The organism is Pedobacter aquatilis, assembly GCF_032678425.1.
Classification (GTDB): Bacteria; Bacteroidota; Bacteroidia; order Sphingobacteriales; family Sphingobacteriaceae; genus Pedobacter; species Pedobacter aquatilis_B.
Genome location: NZ_JAVTSG010000001.1, coordinates 1278016 through 1293936, shown reverse-complemented (window position 1 = coordinate 1293936; position 15921 = coordinate 1278016). Strand labels below are relative to the sequence as shown.

Annotated in this window: 11 protein-coding genes; 4 read left to right on the top strand and 7 right to left on the bottom strand. The window is 34.3% G+C overall.

What is annotated here, in order from left to right; all coding sequences use genetic code 11:
• The first annotated feature begins 14 nt into the window (after positions 1–14).
• A complete protein-coding gene (gene rmuC / locus R2Q16_RS05480) occupies positions 15–1382 on the top strand; it encodes a DNA recombination protein RmuC (protein ID WP_316735623.1) in 1368 nt (455 codons plus the stop codon).
• A 95-nt stretch (positions 1383–1477) separates the two neighbouring features.
• On the opposite strand, the gene thiL is transcribed toward rmuC, so the two are convergent.
• From thiL to nadA, 3 genes are all read right to left on the bottom strand, one after another.
• Positions 1478–2518: a thiamine-phosphate kinase gene (gene thiL / locus R2Q16_RS05475; RefSeq protein ID WP_316735622.1), complete on the bottom strand. Its 1041-nt coding sequence runs from the start codon at positions 2516–2518 to the stop codon at positions 1478–1480.
• A 90-nt stretch (positions 2519–2608) separates the two neighbouring features.
• Positions 2609–3841, bottom strand: coding sequence for a dicarboxylate/amino acid:cation symporter (locus R2Q16_RS05470; protein ID WP_316735621.1), 1233 nt, complete (start codon positions 3839–3841; stop codon positions 2609–2611).
• An 84-nt stretch (positions 3842–3925) separates the two neighbouring features.
• Positions 3926–4978 carry a quinolinate synthase NadA gene (nadA, locus tag R2Q16_RS05465; protein WP_316735620.1) on the bottom strand — a complete coding sequence of 351 codons (1053 nt, stop codon included), beginning with the start codon at positions 4976–4978 and terminating at the stop codon, positions 3926–3928.
• A 395-nt stretch (positions 4979–5373) separates the two neighbouring features.
• On the opposite strand from nadA, the gene nadB reads away from it, so the two are divergent.
• Both nadB and R2Q16_RS05455 read left to right on the top strand, forming a co-directional pair.
• Positions 5374–6960, top strand: a complete 1587-nt coding sequence (nadB, locus tag R2Q16_RS05460) for an L-aspartate oxidase (protein WP_316735619.1) — start codon at positions 5374–5376, stop codon at positions 6958–6960.
• A 58-nt stretch (positions 6961–7018) separates the two neighbouring features.
• Positions 7019–7534 carry a gamma carbonic anhydrase family protein gene (locus tag R2Q16_RS05455; RefSeq protein WP_316735618.1) on the top strand — a complete coding sequence of 172 codons (516 nt, stop codon included), beginning with the start codon at positions 7019–7021 and terminating at the stop codon, positions 7532–7534.
• Here the strand turns inward: R2Q16_RS05455 and R2Q16_RS05450 are convergent, their stop codons facing one another.
• The 4 genes from R2Q16_RS05450 to R2Q16_RS05435 all read right to left on the bottom strand — a co-directional run bounded on the left by R2Q16_RS05450 (position 7535) and on the right by R2Q16_RS05435 (position 13977).
• Positions 7535–9178 carry an Ig-like domain-containing protein gene (locus R2Q16_RS05450; RefSeq protein ID WP_316735617.1) on the bottom strand — a complete coding sequence of 548 codons (1644 nt, stop codon included), beginning with the start codon at positions 9176–9178 and terminating at the stop codon, positions 7535–7537.
• A 123-nt stretch (positions 9179–9301) separates the two neighbouring features.
• On the bottom strand, positions 9302–11164 hold the full coding sequence (gene mnmG, locus R2Q16_RS05445; protein ID WP_316735616.1) for a tRNA uridine-5-carboxymethylaminomethyl(34) synthesis enzyme MnmG: 1863 nt from the start codon (positions 11162–11164) through the stop codon (positions 9302–9304).
• 116 nt (positions 11165–11280) lie between these two features.
• Complete coding sequence (locus tag R2Q16_RS05440) at positions 11281–13140, bottom strand: ABC-F family ATP-binding cassette domain-containing protein (RefSeq protein WP_316735615.1); 1860 nt, start codon at positions 13138–13140, stop codon at positions 11281–11283.
• 204 nt (positions 13141–13344) lie between these two features.
• Complete coding sequence (locus R2Q16_RS05435) at positions 13345–13977, bottom strand: GIN domain-containing protein (protein WP_316735614.1); 633 nt, start codon at positions 13975–13977, stop codon at positions 13345–13347.
• A gap of 432 nt (positions 13978–14409) precedes the next feature.
• Here R2Q16_RS05435 and R2Q16_RS05430 point away from each other — a divergent pair, with 432 nt between their 5' ends.
• Complete coding sequence (locus R2Q16_RS05430) at positions 14410–15915, top strand: glycerophosphodiester phosphodiesterase family protein (RefSeq protein WP_316735613.1); 1506 nt, start codon at positions 14410–14412, stop codon at positions 15913–15915.
• Positions 15916–15921: the final 6 nt, after the last annotated feature.

The window sequence follows — 15921 nt, the reverse complement described above, 5'->3', positions numbered from 1 at the left end:
AAAATATTATCATTATGGAATTTGTCCCTATCGTTTTACTTATTGTCATATTGGTTGTTATTATTCTTTTATTTCTTAAGAAACCAACCTCTATTTCAATCATTTCTGTTGAAGAGTTTGAAAAACTGAAAGCTGAAAATGATGCATTAAAGATAAGTATGGCTAAAGCTGACGAACGTGTTTCTAATTTATTAGCAGAAAAAGAGCATATAACATTACTATTGAAACAAGAACAGCAACGCTTAATTGAAGAGCTGCAAACCGAACGCGATAGACTTGCAGATGCAAATCGTGAATTGGAAGGTACGCGTTCTTTTTATCAGGCAGAGAAAGAAAAATTAGCTGCTCAGAAAGTTAGTTTAGAGCAAAATCAAGAAAAGTTTAATAAGGATTTTGAACTCATTGCAAATAAAATTCTTGAAGAAAAATCTATTCGTTTTGTTGAGCAAAATAGAACGAACTTGGATTTGATTTTAAATCCACTGAAAGAAAATATTAAAGCCTTTGAAGAAAAAGTGGAGAAAGTTTATAAAGCTGAATCAGATGAGCGAAATATTCTGAAAGGTGTAATTTCTGAACTGCAGATACAAAGTAAGCTTATTCAGGAAGATGCAAATAATTTAACCAAAGCACTAAAGGGCGATAGTAAGAAACAAGGAAATTGGGGCGAAGTAATTTTAGAAAAAGTTTTAGAACGTTCGGGCTTAGTACGCGATCAGGAATATCGCATTCAAGCCTCGCTAGTATCCGCCGAAGGCGGTCGGTACCAACCAGATGTTGTGATTGATTTGCCAGATGGTAAACATCTTGTTGTTGATGCTAAGGTTAGTTTGGTTGCGTATGAGCGTTCTGTATCGGCGGAGACTGATGAAGAGCGTGAAGGCTATGTAAAACAGCATTTAACTTCAATTAAGAATCATATTCAAGAGTTATCTGCAAAAAACTATCATGATTTGTATAAAATTAATTCTCCTGATTTTGTTCTGCTCTTTGTACCTATAGAATCTTCTTTTAGTATTGCTGTACAAAAAGATGCAGAACTTTTCAATTTTGCCTGGGACAGAAAGGTGGTTATTGTAAGCCCATCAACTTTGTTAGCCACTTTACGCACCATCGCCAGCATGTGGAAACAGGAAAGACAGAATAGAAATGTACTCGAAATTGCTCGCTTAAGCGGAAGTATGTACGATAAATTTGTTGGCTTTATTTCGGATATGGAATCTATTGGTAAACACATCAAAAATGGGCAGGATGCTTACGATAAGGCAATCAATAAATTATCAGATGGTTCTGGAAATCTGGTAAATACTTCAGAAAAAATCAAAAAACTTGGCGCCAAAGCAACAAAGCAGATTGATGGAAAGTATTTGGATGAAGAGTAGATATGAAAAATTCATCATTGCGAGGCACGAAGCAGTCTACTCAGTTAAGATTGCTTCGTGCCTCGCAATGACGAGTAGTTTAAGAATAACCTTAATTACTTATTAAAAGCGTTCCAGCCCTGCGCTTTCAATTCATGTACATTATCTGATTTTGAAACCATTTTACATCCCGAATTTTTATCCGTTACATGACCAATAACCGTAATATCTACATCGTGTTTTAGTTTTTTATAATCATCCTGACTGATGGTAAATAGCAATTCATAATCTTCGCCGCCGCTTAATGCACAAACTGTGGGGTCAATACCCAATTCGCGGGCAGTTTCGTAAGTCATTGGGTCGATAGGAATTTTTTCCTCGTAAATGGTTATTCCTTTATCGCTTTGTGTTGCAAGATGCAAAATTTCAGAAGCCAAACCGTCGGAAATATCAATCATTGAAGTCGGTTTGATGCTCATATCTTCTAACAAAGCCACAATATCCATTCTGGCCTCAGGTTTCAATTGCCTTTCGATGATGTAATCTTTTCCTTCTAAATCTGGTTGAATTTGAGGGTTTTCCAGATAAATTAATTTCTCTCTCTCCAAGATTTGTAAGCCTACATAAGCGCCACCTAAATCGCCAGAAACACAAAGTAAATCATGTTCTTTTGCACCATTTCTGTAAGTAACTTTATCAGCATCAGCATATCCAATACTTGTAATACTTATTACTAAACCTTGTTTACTTGATGAAGTATCGCCACCAATCAAATCGATATTAAACTTATTACAAGCCAATTCTATTCCTTTATAAATTTCTTCTACAGCTTCTAAAGGGAACTTACTAGACAAACCAATAGAAACTGTTATTTGGCTTGCCTTACCATTCATGGCATAAATATCACTCAAATTAACCTGAACTGCTTTGTAACCTAAGTGCATTAATGGTACATACGATAAATCGAAATGGATGCCTTCTAACAATAAATCAGTAGAAATTAAGGTTTGTTTTCCCTTTGCATCTAACACTGCAGCATCATCTCCAATACCTTTTACCGAATAATCATTTTTAATTTTGAAATTGGTGGTTAAGTGCTTAATCAAGCCAAATTCACCTAATTCATTTATATCTGTACGGTCTTTATTCTCAAACATAATTTTACTTTTTGCAATAATGGGGCGAAGCCCTTGATTTTATTTTAAGTTATAAGCGAGTCCTTCGACAAGCTCAGGATGACATTTTTACTAAGATAATTTACTATCCATCCAATTTTTTCCTTCTGTAAATCTGGCAATTAGCATGGCGGCAACGTTATCTCCGGTAGCATTTAATAAAGTGGCCATCGGGTCTACTAAGGTGCCAATTATCATTGCTGGCGGTAAGGCTTCTGGTGGCAATTGATAAGCAGAAATCATTAATAATTCTCCAATATAACCACCATTTGGAATTCCACCTTCAACAATACTTACCAAAACTGTAATGCCTAAGGCCAAAAGAATAGTATCTACACTTGTTAAATCTTTACCAAAAATGGCAAAAACAACCGCTATTTTAACGATAGAACTAATGCTCGAACCATCTTTATGAAGCGTAGAGCCAAGCGGAATCGTCACATTCGTTATGTAAGCCGGAACACCCATTTTTGAAGTTCCTTCTAAATTTGCAGGGATGGTTGCAATGCTGCTACAGGTGCCAACAGATGTTAAAGAGGGTACAATATTATTTTTCCAAAAGATTTTTATTGCCTTGAAACCTCCTGCAATAAAGGCATATAAGGTAAAAAATACGATGAAATAAAATGCCCCAACTCCGTAATACAAACCTAAAGCCTTGGCGTAAGTACCGAAAAGTTGTGGTCCGAAAACACCAACCTGATAAGCAAAATAAGCACCTAAACCAATAGGTCCAAGTTTCATTATCAGTATGATAAGCTTTTTCATTACCTCATTTCCCGATACTAAAAAACTTTTGAAGCCATCGCCATCTTTACCTGAATATAAAGTTGAAAAACCTACTAAAACGGAAAAAATTATCAGCGCCAGCATATTTTTCCGGCTTCCAATTTCGAAGAATTCTCCAACGGTTAATAGTTGGGTCATTTGTTCTCCAAAGGATTGAATTTTTTCGTTCTCTAGGGGTAAAACATTATTGCCAAGTTCTTGATGAATCGGAAAAATCCAGGTTGCCACTAATGTCAATATCGCTGAAATTAGTATCGTTGATAGGAAAACAAGCACCATAATGGTTAATAGTTTCCCTAGTTTTTTCGATCTATCAATATTTGCTATCGCAGATGAAACTGCGAAAAACACTAACGGAATTACGGCGGTAAACAACAGATTTAAAAATATATCGCCTAATGGTTTAATACTTTCAACACGCTTTCCAAAAATTAAACCCACGATACTACCAACAGTTATACCGAGTAATAGCCAAAGCAGGCCGGAATAATTTTTTAGAATGTCGTTTATTTTCATCTATTATGTATTTACCGTCATTGAGAGGAACGAAGCAATCTCACTAGTAGATTGCTTCGTTCCTCGCAATAACGACTTTCCTTTTTATAATCCTAATTCTGCTGAAATATCCAACATTCTTTGAATTGGTTTACGAGCTTGTTCTATAATATGTTCAGGTACAGTTACTTCCGGAGAACTATTTTTAAGACATAAATATAGTTTTTCTAAAGTATTTCTTTTCATATACGGACAATCGTTACAAGCACAACTGTTATTAGGCGGCGCCGGAATAAAAGTTTTATCCGGACAAGCTTTTTCCATTTGGTGAATAATACCACTTTCCGTTGCTACAATAAATTCATTTGCAGGATTAGAAATGGCATATTTTAACAAACCTGTAGTAGAACCAATATAATCAGCCATTTTTAAAACAGCTTCTTCGCATTCTGGGTGTGCAATAAATTTTGCGTTTGGATGACGCTCTTTTAACTTGGTGATTTTCTCCTGGGAAAAAATTTCATGAACCATGCAAGCCCCATTCCATAATACCAAATCTCTGCCAGTCTTTTTAGCAACCCAGGCACCTAAATTTCTATCTGGTCCGAAAATTATTTTCTGGTCTTTCGGTAAACTTTCTACAATTTGAACAGCATTGGTTGATGTACAAACAATATCACTTAAAGCTTTTAGTTCAGCTGTGCAGTTTACATAAGTAATCACCAAATGATCGGGATATTTCTCCTTAAATTTTTTAAATAAATGTGGTGGACAACTATCGGCCAAAGAACAACCTGCTTTTACATCGGGTAATAAAACCTTCTTTGTAGGCGATAATATCTTCGCTGTCTCTGCCATAAAATGCACACCGGCAAATACAATCACATCTGCATCAGTTTTTGCAGCTTCTTGAGATAATCCTAAACTATCTCCAATATAATCTGCAATATCTTGAATATCAGGTTCTTGATAATAATGCGCTAAAATAATCGCATTCTTTTCTTTCTTTAATTTCTCGATTTCAACAAACAAGTCTAGTGTCGGGTCAATATCTTCCTCTACAAATCCTTTTTTGTTAATTTCTTCTAAGACATCTATGTTCATTTTTAAATTTTCCTTTTTTGAATTTTGACGTTGGTCAAAGATAAAGCTTTCCACGTCTCAATAATTAATAAGTTATTTTAAATAAATAAATCTTGTTTGTTTATTAGTGTGTTAGTATTGTTGGCAAGTTTTGAAATAAAGTTCTTTAATGTAAGTTGTTAATCGTTTACTAACATTTAGATTACATTTTTGTAATATGATAAGATTGATTTTCAGCACTATCGAAAAATGTCTCAATTTTTATCAATACTGGAATGTTAATTGTTTATAAGTGTGTGAAAAGTTAATTACTTGTACAAATGTGCTTAAAAATTGGGTAAAAGATTGTGGCAAATTGTCTTTTTAGAGTAGCTTTAAACATTCAAATTTATTTGTTAGAATTATTTCTACATAAAACTAACAGTTGTTCTATAGTTATCAACAGCGTTGATAAAGTAAATGTTTTTTAGATGAGAAAAGTAGATTTTCTGGTAATTGGTTCAGGTATAGCGGGTTTGAGTTTTGCACTTAAAGCGGCTAAATATGGTAAGGTTTTAATCGTTACAAAATCTAACGAAGATGAATCGAATACAAAATATGCGCAAGGTGGTGTTGCTGTTGTTGTGGATAAGGACGATTCTTTTGAAAAACATATAGACGATACTTTGATTGCGGGCGATGGTTTATGCGATAAAAAAATTGTGGAAATCGTTGTAAAAGAGGGGCCTCAGCGAATTCAGGAGATTATAGACTATGGTATAAATTTCGATAAAGACAATGCTGGTTTTTATGATTTAGCTAAAGAGGGCGGTCATTCTGAACACCGTGTTTTGCACTATAAAGATATCACTGGTTATGAAATTGAACGGGTGCTTTTAAAGGAAATTCATGAGAATCCGAACATAGAGATATTAACACACTACTTTGCATTGGAGTTAATTACCCAACATCACCTTGGTGAGTTTGTGGATAAACGTACTGAAGATATTAACTGTTATGGGATATATGCCTTTAACACAGAGCTTAACGATGTGGAAAAGATTGTGGCAAACGTAACCGTTATGGCTTCAGGTGGTGCTGGTCACGTATATTCTGCAACAACTAATCCTGTTATTGCTACAGGTGATGGTATGGCTATGGTTTATCGTGCTAAAGGAAAAGTTAGAAATATGGAGTTTATTCAGTTCCATCCAACTGCTTTATATCATCCAGGAGAGTATCCATCTTTTTTAATTTCTGAAGCTGTTCGCGGGTTCGGTGGTGTACTTCGACGTAAAAATGGCGAAGAATTTATGCATGAATATGATGAACGTAAGTCATTAGCACCACGCGATATAGTAGCAAGAGCAGTAGATAATGAAATGAAAAAGTCTGGTGATGATTTTGTTTATCTAGATATCACCATGAGGAAAAAGGCAGATATTTTGAAGCATTTTCCAAATATTTACGCTAAATGTTTATCAATAGGTATTGATATGACCAAAGATTTCATTCCAGTTACCCCAGCATCACATTATATGTGTGGTGGTATTTTGGTTGATGAATATGGTCGCTCATCTATTAAAAATTTATATGCGTGTGGCGAATGTTCATCTACCGGTTTGCATGGTGCTAATCGTTTGGCCTCTAATTCTTTACTAGAAGCAACTGTATTTGCTCATCGTATTTATCAAGACGCAATTGAAAACTTTAAAGATAATTTGATACCTGATAATATTCCGGAGTGGGATTCTAAAGGTGTTACACAGAGTGATGAGGATGTGTTGGTTACCCATAATCTTCGCGAATTGCAAAAGATAATGGGTGATTATGTAGGTATTGTACGTTCAGATTTCCGTTTGGAACGAGCCCATCGTAGACTGTTTTTAATTTATCAGGAAACGGAAGAATTTTATAAAATGAACAAAGTTTCTGTTAAATTGTGTGAATTGAGAAATGTAATTCAAACGGCTTATTTGGTTATTAAATCAGCTATGCAGCGTAAAGAAAGTAGAGGATTACATTTTACAACAGATTATCCAAATCATGCTAAAGAATTGATTGATACTGTATTTTAGCTGACTGTGACATCATTAATTACATTCCATTTTACATCTTCCATCTAACATTATAATTATGCCTTTAATACTACCAGTAAAAAATAAATATCCAGAAATAGGAAAAGATAATTTCATTGCAGAAAATGCTACGATTGTAGGTGATGTAGTTATTGGCAATAATTGTTCAGTTTGGTTTAATGCAGTTATTAGAGGCGATGTAAACACGATTACAATTGGAAATGAGTCAAATATCCAGGATGGTGCTGTAATTCACGCTACATATTTAAAAGCATCTACACATATTGGTAATCGTGTTTCTGTTGGACATAATGCAATTGTTCATGGTTGTATAGTTAAAGATAATGTACTAATTGGAATGGGTGCAATTGTTATGGATAATGCAGTTATTGAAGAATATTGCATTATTGCTGCAGGTTCTGTCGTTCTGGAAAATACCATCTGCGAGACTGGCTTTTTGTATGCCGGAACTCCTGCAAAAAGAATAAAGCCCATTACTGATGAGCAAAGGGCTTTATTAAATAAGTTACCTGATAACTATATTATGTATTCGGGTTGGTTTACCAATCCATAATTAATCTTTTGGTGGGGGAGGGATAGTTAAGTTATTTTCAATATCCCAGTTTGGCCTTAAGGAAATTTCATCTTTTGAATACCATATTTTTTCTGGTTGAAAACCATTTTTTACATTACCTGTGTCCCAGATTCCATTTTTATTTTCATCATAAACTACTCTGATTAAATACTTTGCAGCAGGATAATTATTAAAGTTAAGTTTAATATTTGATCTGATGTTGTACGATTTAATCAGTACTTTTTTATCGTTCAGAATTTCAACTAAATAACTTTTGGCGGTATCCGGAATGGAAACATTCAATGCGAGATTCCCGTAGTTATCCGTTGCATCTAACGTAAATTTCTTTACAAATTCTTTATTTTTCGAGTTGAAAATTCCAGTAAAGGCGCCAGCTGAAAACTTGATATCGTAATTTCGTTTAGCTTTCCAAGGGAATACAATATAATATTTAAGAAAATCGGTACTATCTTTTAATAACTGAAAAGTTGTTCTTTTTATAGAATCATCTAACAAAGTGATTTTTGATGCATCAGCGGCAGTAATCGGTAAGTTGAAATTTAATGTATATCGTTGGAATGGATTGAGCTTACCAGAAGCTGCATTATCTGTAGCTGTGATGTCCCTAATATAAGTATCTCTTTTTGCTCTGCTTAAATTAATGGTTTGTAAAACTTTTCCCTGATCTTTAATGGCCACTTTTATTGAATCGAAGCTCAAATCATTCAACCAAACTTTAGCAGAATCATTATTTTTAGTAAACACAACCCTTTTACCAGCGTCTATTGCGGCAGGTTCAGTTACCGTTATCTCTGGCTTTTTAAGCTGTTGAGTAAAGCTTAAACTAATGCTTCCATCATTATTAAGCTTGTTCTCTGTAATTCTAAATTCCGGGGCTAGTTCTTTAAAAACAGTAAGGTTAACATTTTCAACATTCTTTTCAATTGTGATTGGCTCCTTTAAAAAGCCAACTTCATCACTTATTTGTTGATATATTTTATCTCCACCACCCCTAGCTTCTTTGATGGCGTAAACCTTATATTTTCCTTTTCTTAGGTTATTCAATTTGTAATTTCCTGAACTATCCGTTAAAGTATAAATTGATGGTCTTTTCTTGCCAAATAATGTATCTCGCTCCACAGGAAATATTAAAACAGTGACATCCATTTCACTTTCACCTGTAAAACCATTGGTAACATTTCCACTTAAAGAAAGGGAATCAATTTCTGGCCCTGTAGAAAAAACATAACTGAAATTTTTCAGAACATTACTTTCATTTATATCGGCAATGGCTTTACCAAAATTTAAAGTATAGGTTGTGTTTTTTTCTAACGTGTCTGCAATCGAAATTTCTAAAGATCTTTTTTTGATTTTAAGAATCGGCGCTTTTTCTAGTTCTGGTGAAATTGTAAATTCTTTTGTTTCATCAACAATTTTAAAATACTCATCAAAATCAATTACAATTTTTTTAGCATTAAAATTCCTTGTCAAATTTTTCGGTGTTATACTTAAAACTTTCGGTGGTGTTTTATCTTGCGGACCTCCAGTAATGGGTTGGGGCGATGCACAGCCAAAAAAACACGCGATAATCGCTAAGGCAATTAAATTTATTAGATTAAAATACTGTGATTTAAAATTTGGCATATTTTAAGCGTTCTAAGACGTTTTAATAGTTTTTGGAACAGTAAGGTTAAAAAAGTTTTTTATTCAATTCTGTGATGTGTAATTTTTATTTAATATTATTTACTTTAAATAACTGATTATCAATTACTTATTAATATAAACCATTAAAACTGAAATATCTGATGGTGAAACACCCGAAATTCTTGATGCTTGTCCTAAAGTTCTTGGTTTTATCTTAAATAATTTTTCACGAGCTTCTTTAGAGATTGAAACAATTTTGTTATAATCAAAATCCGGTTTAATTTCTTTGTCTTCCATCTTAAGCATTTTTGCTACAATTTCATTTTCCTTTTCAAAATAGCTTTCGTACTTAATTTTAATTTCAGCTTGTTCTATTGTTTCTTCGTCTAAATTTTTGGTTGCTTCTGCCAAAGGTTTACTTACTTTAATAATATCTTGTAAGCCTACGTGTGGTCTGCCAATTAAGCTATGAATTTTTACATTTTGATTTAATGCACTAGAACCTAAATTTTCTAGCATAGGATTTGCATCGGCCATTTCAATACCTTGGGTCTTCGTAAATTTAACTAAAGCATCTGCAGCAGCAACTTTTTGATTAACTTTTTCTAAACGTTCATCAGAGATCAAACCTAATTCGTGGCCAATAGGAGAGAGGCGAATATCAGCGTTATCTTGTCTTAATAATAAACGATGCTCAGCCCTTGAAGTAAACATTCTGTAAGGCTCTTCAGTTCCTTTAGTTACCAGGTCATCAATTAAAACACCAATATAACTTTCCGAACGTTTCATGATTAACTCGTGTTTATCATTGATTTTTTGATGTGCATTTATACCTGCCATGAAACCTTGGCAAGCTGCTTCTTCATATCCAGTAGTTCCATTTATCTGTCCGGCTAAAAATAAATTACTAATTAATTTTGTTTCTAGTGTTAAAGATAATTGGGTAGGTGGGAAGAAATCATACTCAATTGCATAGCCTGGTCTAAACATTTTAGCCTGTTCAAAACCTGGTATTAATCTTAGTGCTTTAAATTGTACATCTTCAGGAAGCGAAGTTGAAAATCCGTTTACATAAATTTCACAAGTATTCCATCCTTCCGGTTCAACAAAGATTTGATGTCTATCTCGCTCCGCAAAACGATTAATTTTATCTTCAATCGATGGACAGTATCTTGGGCCTAAACCTTTAATTCTCCCGGTAAACATTGGAGATTTTTCGAAACCCTCTTTTAAAGTTTCATGAACTTCGCTGTTTGTATAAGTTATCCAACAGCAACGTTGGTCTGTAGAAACTACTGTATCCGTAAATGAAAATTTGCTTTTATCATTGTCGCCCCACTGCTCTTCCATTTTTGAATAGTCTAAGCTTCTTCCATCAACACGAGGTGGAGTACCGGTTTTCATTCTTCCAGCTTCCATACCTAGTTCTACCAATTGCTCAGTTATACCTGTTGATGATTTTTCTGCAGTACGGCCTCCACCAAATTTCTTCTCTCCAATATGAATGATACCATTTAAGAACGTTCCATTTGTTAGCACAACTGCCTTACTTTCTATTTCAATACCTAAAGAAGTTTTTACGCCATATACAGTATTATCTTTAACTAATAAGCCTACAACACTGTCTTGCCACATATCTAGATTTGCCGTGTTTTCTAACGCCAACCTCCATTCTTCGGCAAATTTCATTCTATCAATTTGTGCTCGCGGACTCCACATCGCAGGTCCTTTTGATTTATTGAGCATACGAAACTGAATAGTTGATTTATCTGATATTATACCAGAATAACCACCCATTGCATCAACTTCCCGGACTATCTGTCCTTTTGCTACACCGCCCATTGCAGGGTTACAACTCATTTGAGCAATAGTGCCCATATTCATTGTTATAAGTAGAACTGATGATCCTAAGTTGGCAGCAGCAGCAGCAGCTTCACAGCCTGCATGTCCAGCGCCAACAACAATCAAATCGTATTTAGAAAACATATTATTATGTCTAATGTTCCACGTGGAACAATTGTTTTATTAATTAATATCTTACTAAAAAACCTTAAATGTTCCACGTGAAACAAACTCAGAAATTAAGTAAAAGTTCTTTTTGTTTATTCTGAAAGCTCAAGCCACCTCATTGTATATTCATCAAGTTTAAGCTTTAAGTCTTCAATGTTTTTTGAAACCTCTTGAATTTTTAAATAGTCAGCAGCAGCAATATTTGATAAACTTTCAGTAAGTTTTTGGATTTGAGCTTCCATTTCTTCCATTCCTTTTTCGCTTTCCTCAAGTTCTTTTTGTTCTTTGTAACTAAGCTTTTTGCTAGCTTTTATTGGTGCTGTTTCTATAGTTTCAACTTGAGTTTTCTTTGCTTCAACTTTTTTAGGTTGTTCTAAACTCAATCTATATTCAGAATAATTTCCATTGTAAATCTTTACAACACCCTCGCCTTCCATAATAAAAAGCTGGTCACTCATTTTGTCTAACAGATATCTATCATGGGAAACCAACATTAATATGCCTGGAAAATTTTCTAGAAATTCTTCTAAAACATTTAACGTATCAATATCTAAATCGTTAGTCGGCTCATCTAAAATTAAAAAGTTTGGATTCTGCATTAAAACCTTCATTAAGTTTAAACGCTTCTTTTCTCCGCCACTTAATTTTTCTACCATGCCATGTTGCTTCTTCGGTGGAAAGAGGAAAAGCGTAAGTAGGGCAGAAGCAGTAATCACTGAACCGTCAGCCATTTTAATGTATTCGGCATCAGACTTAACAATATCGATTACTCGTTCTTTCGGATCGAAAGTTAAACCGCCTTGTTTGTAATAACCAAAAACAGTAGTTTCACCAGTATCAACTAAGCCAGAATCTGGAGTAAGTTGACTGGTAATAATATTAAGAAGTGTGGATTTTCCGGTTCCATTTTTACCAGCTAAACCAATTCTGTCACCTTTTTTAAAAGTATAGCTAAAGTCATTTATAATTTTTCGTTCATCAAAAGCTTTAGCGATGTGTTCCAACTCAATAATTTTGCCTCCTTGTCGAGACATTTTCATTTTTAATGTAACACTTTGATTGTCAGACTTTTTCTTGGTTTTTGCCTCTAAATCATAAAAAGCATCAATTCTAGCTTGAGATTTCGTAGCACGAGCCTGTGGCATGCGCCTCATCCACTCTAATTCTTTCTTTAATAGCTGTTGGTTCTTGTGTAAAACCGTTGCGTCTAAAGCTTCCCGTTCAGCTTTCTTTTCTAAGAAGTAAGCGTAATTTCCATTGTAGTTAAAAATTTTGCCTCTATCTAACTCTACAATTGTATTGCAAACATTATCTAAAAAATACCTGTCGTGCGTAACTAAGAGAATTGTTTTTTGCCCGGTAGTTAAAAGTTTTTCTAACCATTCAATTGTATCGATATCTAAATGGTTGGTTGGTTCATCCAAAACTAAAATTTCAGGATCTTCAATAAGTAGCTTAGCAAGAGCTAACCGCTTTTTTTGTCCGCCCGAAAGTGTAGATATTTTTTGTTGCAAGTGAGTAATGCCCATTCTGTTTAAAATGGTTTTTATCTCATGCTCGTATTCCCAGGCATTATGCTCGCTCAACTCTTCGTATAAACGGTTAAGTGTTTTTTCATCCGGATTCGGATTTTCAATCAGTTCTTCATATTCCTTTATCAACTGTTGTTGTTTATTTTCTAAAGAAAAGATATGGTCACTAATAGAAAAGCCTTCAGTAAATTGAGGTTCTTGATCTAAAAAACCAATTTTAACGGCTTTGTTTTTTACAATTTTTCCTTCGAGCGGAGGAAAACGTTCCGCTAGTAATTTTAAAAGTGTGCTTTTGCCCGCACCATTAATTCCAACCAACGCTACCCGCTGCCCATAGTTAATACCTAAGGTTAAATTTTTAAATAGCCATTCATCATGATAACCATGACCTAAGCCTTCTGCCGCAATTAGTGTGCTCAATTTCTTTGTATTTCGAATTTATAAAGGAAAATTGCTACAAAAGTACGGATAATATATTTGGAAGAATAAATTGTATTTCTATAGGCCAATTTTACAGTTAAATATGGCACAATATTGATTATCTAAATTCCCCAAAAACAAAACAGCGGAGGAATCGCTCCGCCGCTGCTTCTATCATTAACTAAAACTAAACTTTATCTTCTATTAAATTATCGTTTCCAATAACTCTAATTTTATATCATTAAAACGATTTGCATTATAAATTACCATCTGTGCAGCGCTCACATTGCTATCTTTTGCAGTGAAACCATTCATGCCAACCTTTGCCGATGAACTTAAAATAGCATTGTAATTTTCGGTAGTTCCACTTAAGTTAAGCTTGCTGGTGCCATTAATATTTGTACTTAAACTAATTGTATTGGCAGTAATATCAGCAGTTGCTTTATCATTTAAAACCACATTAAGGTTTAATAGATTAAAGTTTCCCGATGTTTTAACCGATGCATTGTTCGATGCTTCGATATCTGTGATATTATTTACATGCGCAATAACAGTTAAAGCCTCATTGTTAAAAGAGCTAATTCTTAACTCGCCATTTTGTTGTTGCACAAGGGCATTTTTTGTATAGTAGCTATCATAAACCTCAACACTTTCTTTAGCATCTTGAACTAAAATTAAATTTACATTACCGCTGATTTTTATTTTGCTGATATTTTTAACCGCAGTTAAGTTCGTATAACTGTTGTTGTTTTCCGAAGCAATTGCTGCTACACTTGAAGCGCCTAAAACAATTGTTGTTAAAGCTGCTGCGAATAAATTTTTGATAGAATTTTTCATGATCTTATATTTTAAATTTCTTAAATCTTTTTGTTGTTGTTTTGAATATAAGACTGCGATACCGCGAAAACGTTGCACAGTAATTCGCTGTATTATACCAGATTGAAATAATTATAGACGAACGCCCGTAATTATTAGACGAAACCGAAATAAAATAATTTAAAAAGCAAGTTCCTGTAGATATAGGAAACTTCAGCCCAGCTTTTCGTTACAAGTCCGCACTCGTACCTCGCGTGCGGGCTTTTCACTTTAATCGGGTTTAATCTTCAATGAAAATCGTTTTTGGGTTCAACCTGTTACCCAACTAACGCATATAATAGGCAGCAACTTCTTTCCAAGAAATTCAATCGATTAATACTATGGTTACATAAAACTTAACTAACTTTAATTACAAACCCATACTTTTGGGCAAAAAAACAGTCAAAACCAGATATGAAACGAATATTTATTTCAGCCTTTATGGTCTTCATTTTTACCGCATCTTTCGCACAAAAATTTAACTGGAACAAAAATCAGGTTATCGCACACCGTGGTGCCTGGAAAAAAAATAAATTACCCGAAAATTCGATAGCTGCATTAAATGAAGCCGTGCGTATTGGTTGTTACGGTTCTGAATTTGATGTTTGGATGACTGCAGATGGTGTTTTAGTTGTAAATCACGACCCGGAGTTTCAAGGGTTAAAAATCGAAACTGTAAAATATGAGGAATTGCTAACCAAAACCATGAGTAATGGCGAAAAAATTCCAACACTTGAAAGTTATCTGCTTGCCGGAAAGAAGCAAAAAACTACAAAACTTATTCTGGAGATAAAACCATCTTTAATTAGCAAGGAACGCGGTATTGAAGTAACCAATAAATGCGTTGAAATGGTTAAAAAACTTAAAGCTCTAGATTGGACAGAATACATCAGTTTCGATTATGATTATTGTAAACGTGTTTTACAATTGCTTCCGAATGCCAAAGTTGCTTATTTAAGAGGTGATGTTACTGCCGAACAAATGAAAGCAGATAAATTAACCGGCGCAGATTATCACTATAGTGTTTATCAGAAAGACAATTGGATAGAAAATGCACAGAAGTTGGGTTTAACGGTAAACGCGTGGACGATAAATACTGCTCCGGAAATGCAATGGTTATTAGCCCATAATGTAGAATTTATTACAACCAACGAGCCTGAACTACTTTTTCAAGAGCTAAAAAATACACCAACAGCAAAAGGCTGGAAATTAAAATGGAGCGACGAGTTTAACGACGCCGGACTTCCTTTAGCAAAAAACTGGGGTTACGATGTTGGAGGTGATGGCTATGGAAATAATGAATTCCAATATTACACAAAGGCCGATAGCGCAAATGCGATTGTTAAAAAAGGTAATTTAAACATTGTTGCATTAAAGGAGGATAAGGATAAAAATCATTACACTTCAGCTCGTTTGGTTACGAAAGGTAAATTCGATTTTAAATATGGTAGGGCAGAAGCTCGTATGATTTTACCCAAAGGCAGGGGTTTATGGCCAGCATTTTGGGGTTTACCAAGCAATGCAAAATATGGTGGCTGGCCAAAAAGCGGCGAAATTGATATTATGGAACACGTAGGATACGATCCGGATAATGTACACGGAACGGTTCATACCGAAAAATTTAATCACATTATTAATACACAGGTTGGCAAGGCCTTAAAGGTAGAAAATCCATATACTGAGTACCATGTTTATGCTGTAGAATGGTTTGAAGATAGGATAGATTTTTACATCGACGATCAGAAATATTTAACGTTTAAAAATACCGGTAAGGGCGCTGGCGATTGGCCATTTGACCAAAACTTTCACTTAATTTTAAATTTAGCTGTTGGCGGTAATTGGGGTGGAAGTAAAGGAATTGATGAAACCATTTTCCCAGCAACAATGAAAGTAGATTACGTTAGGGTTTATCAAAAATAGTGTAAA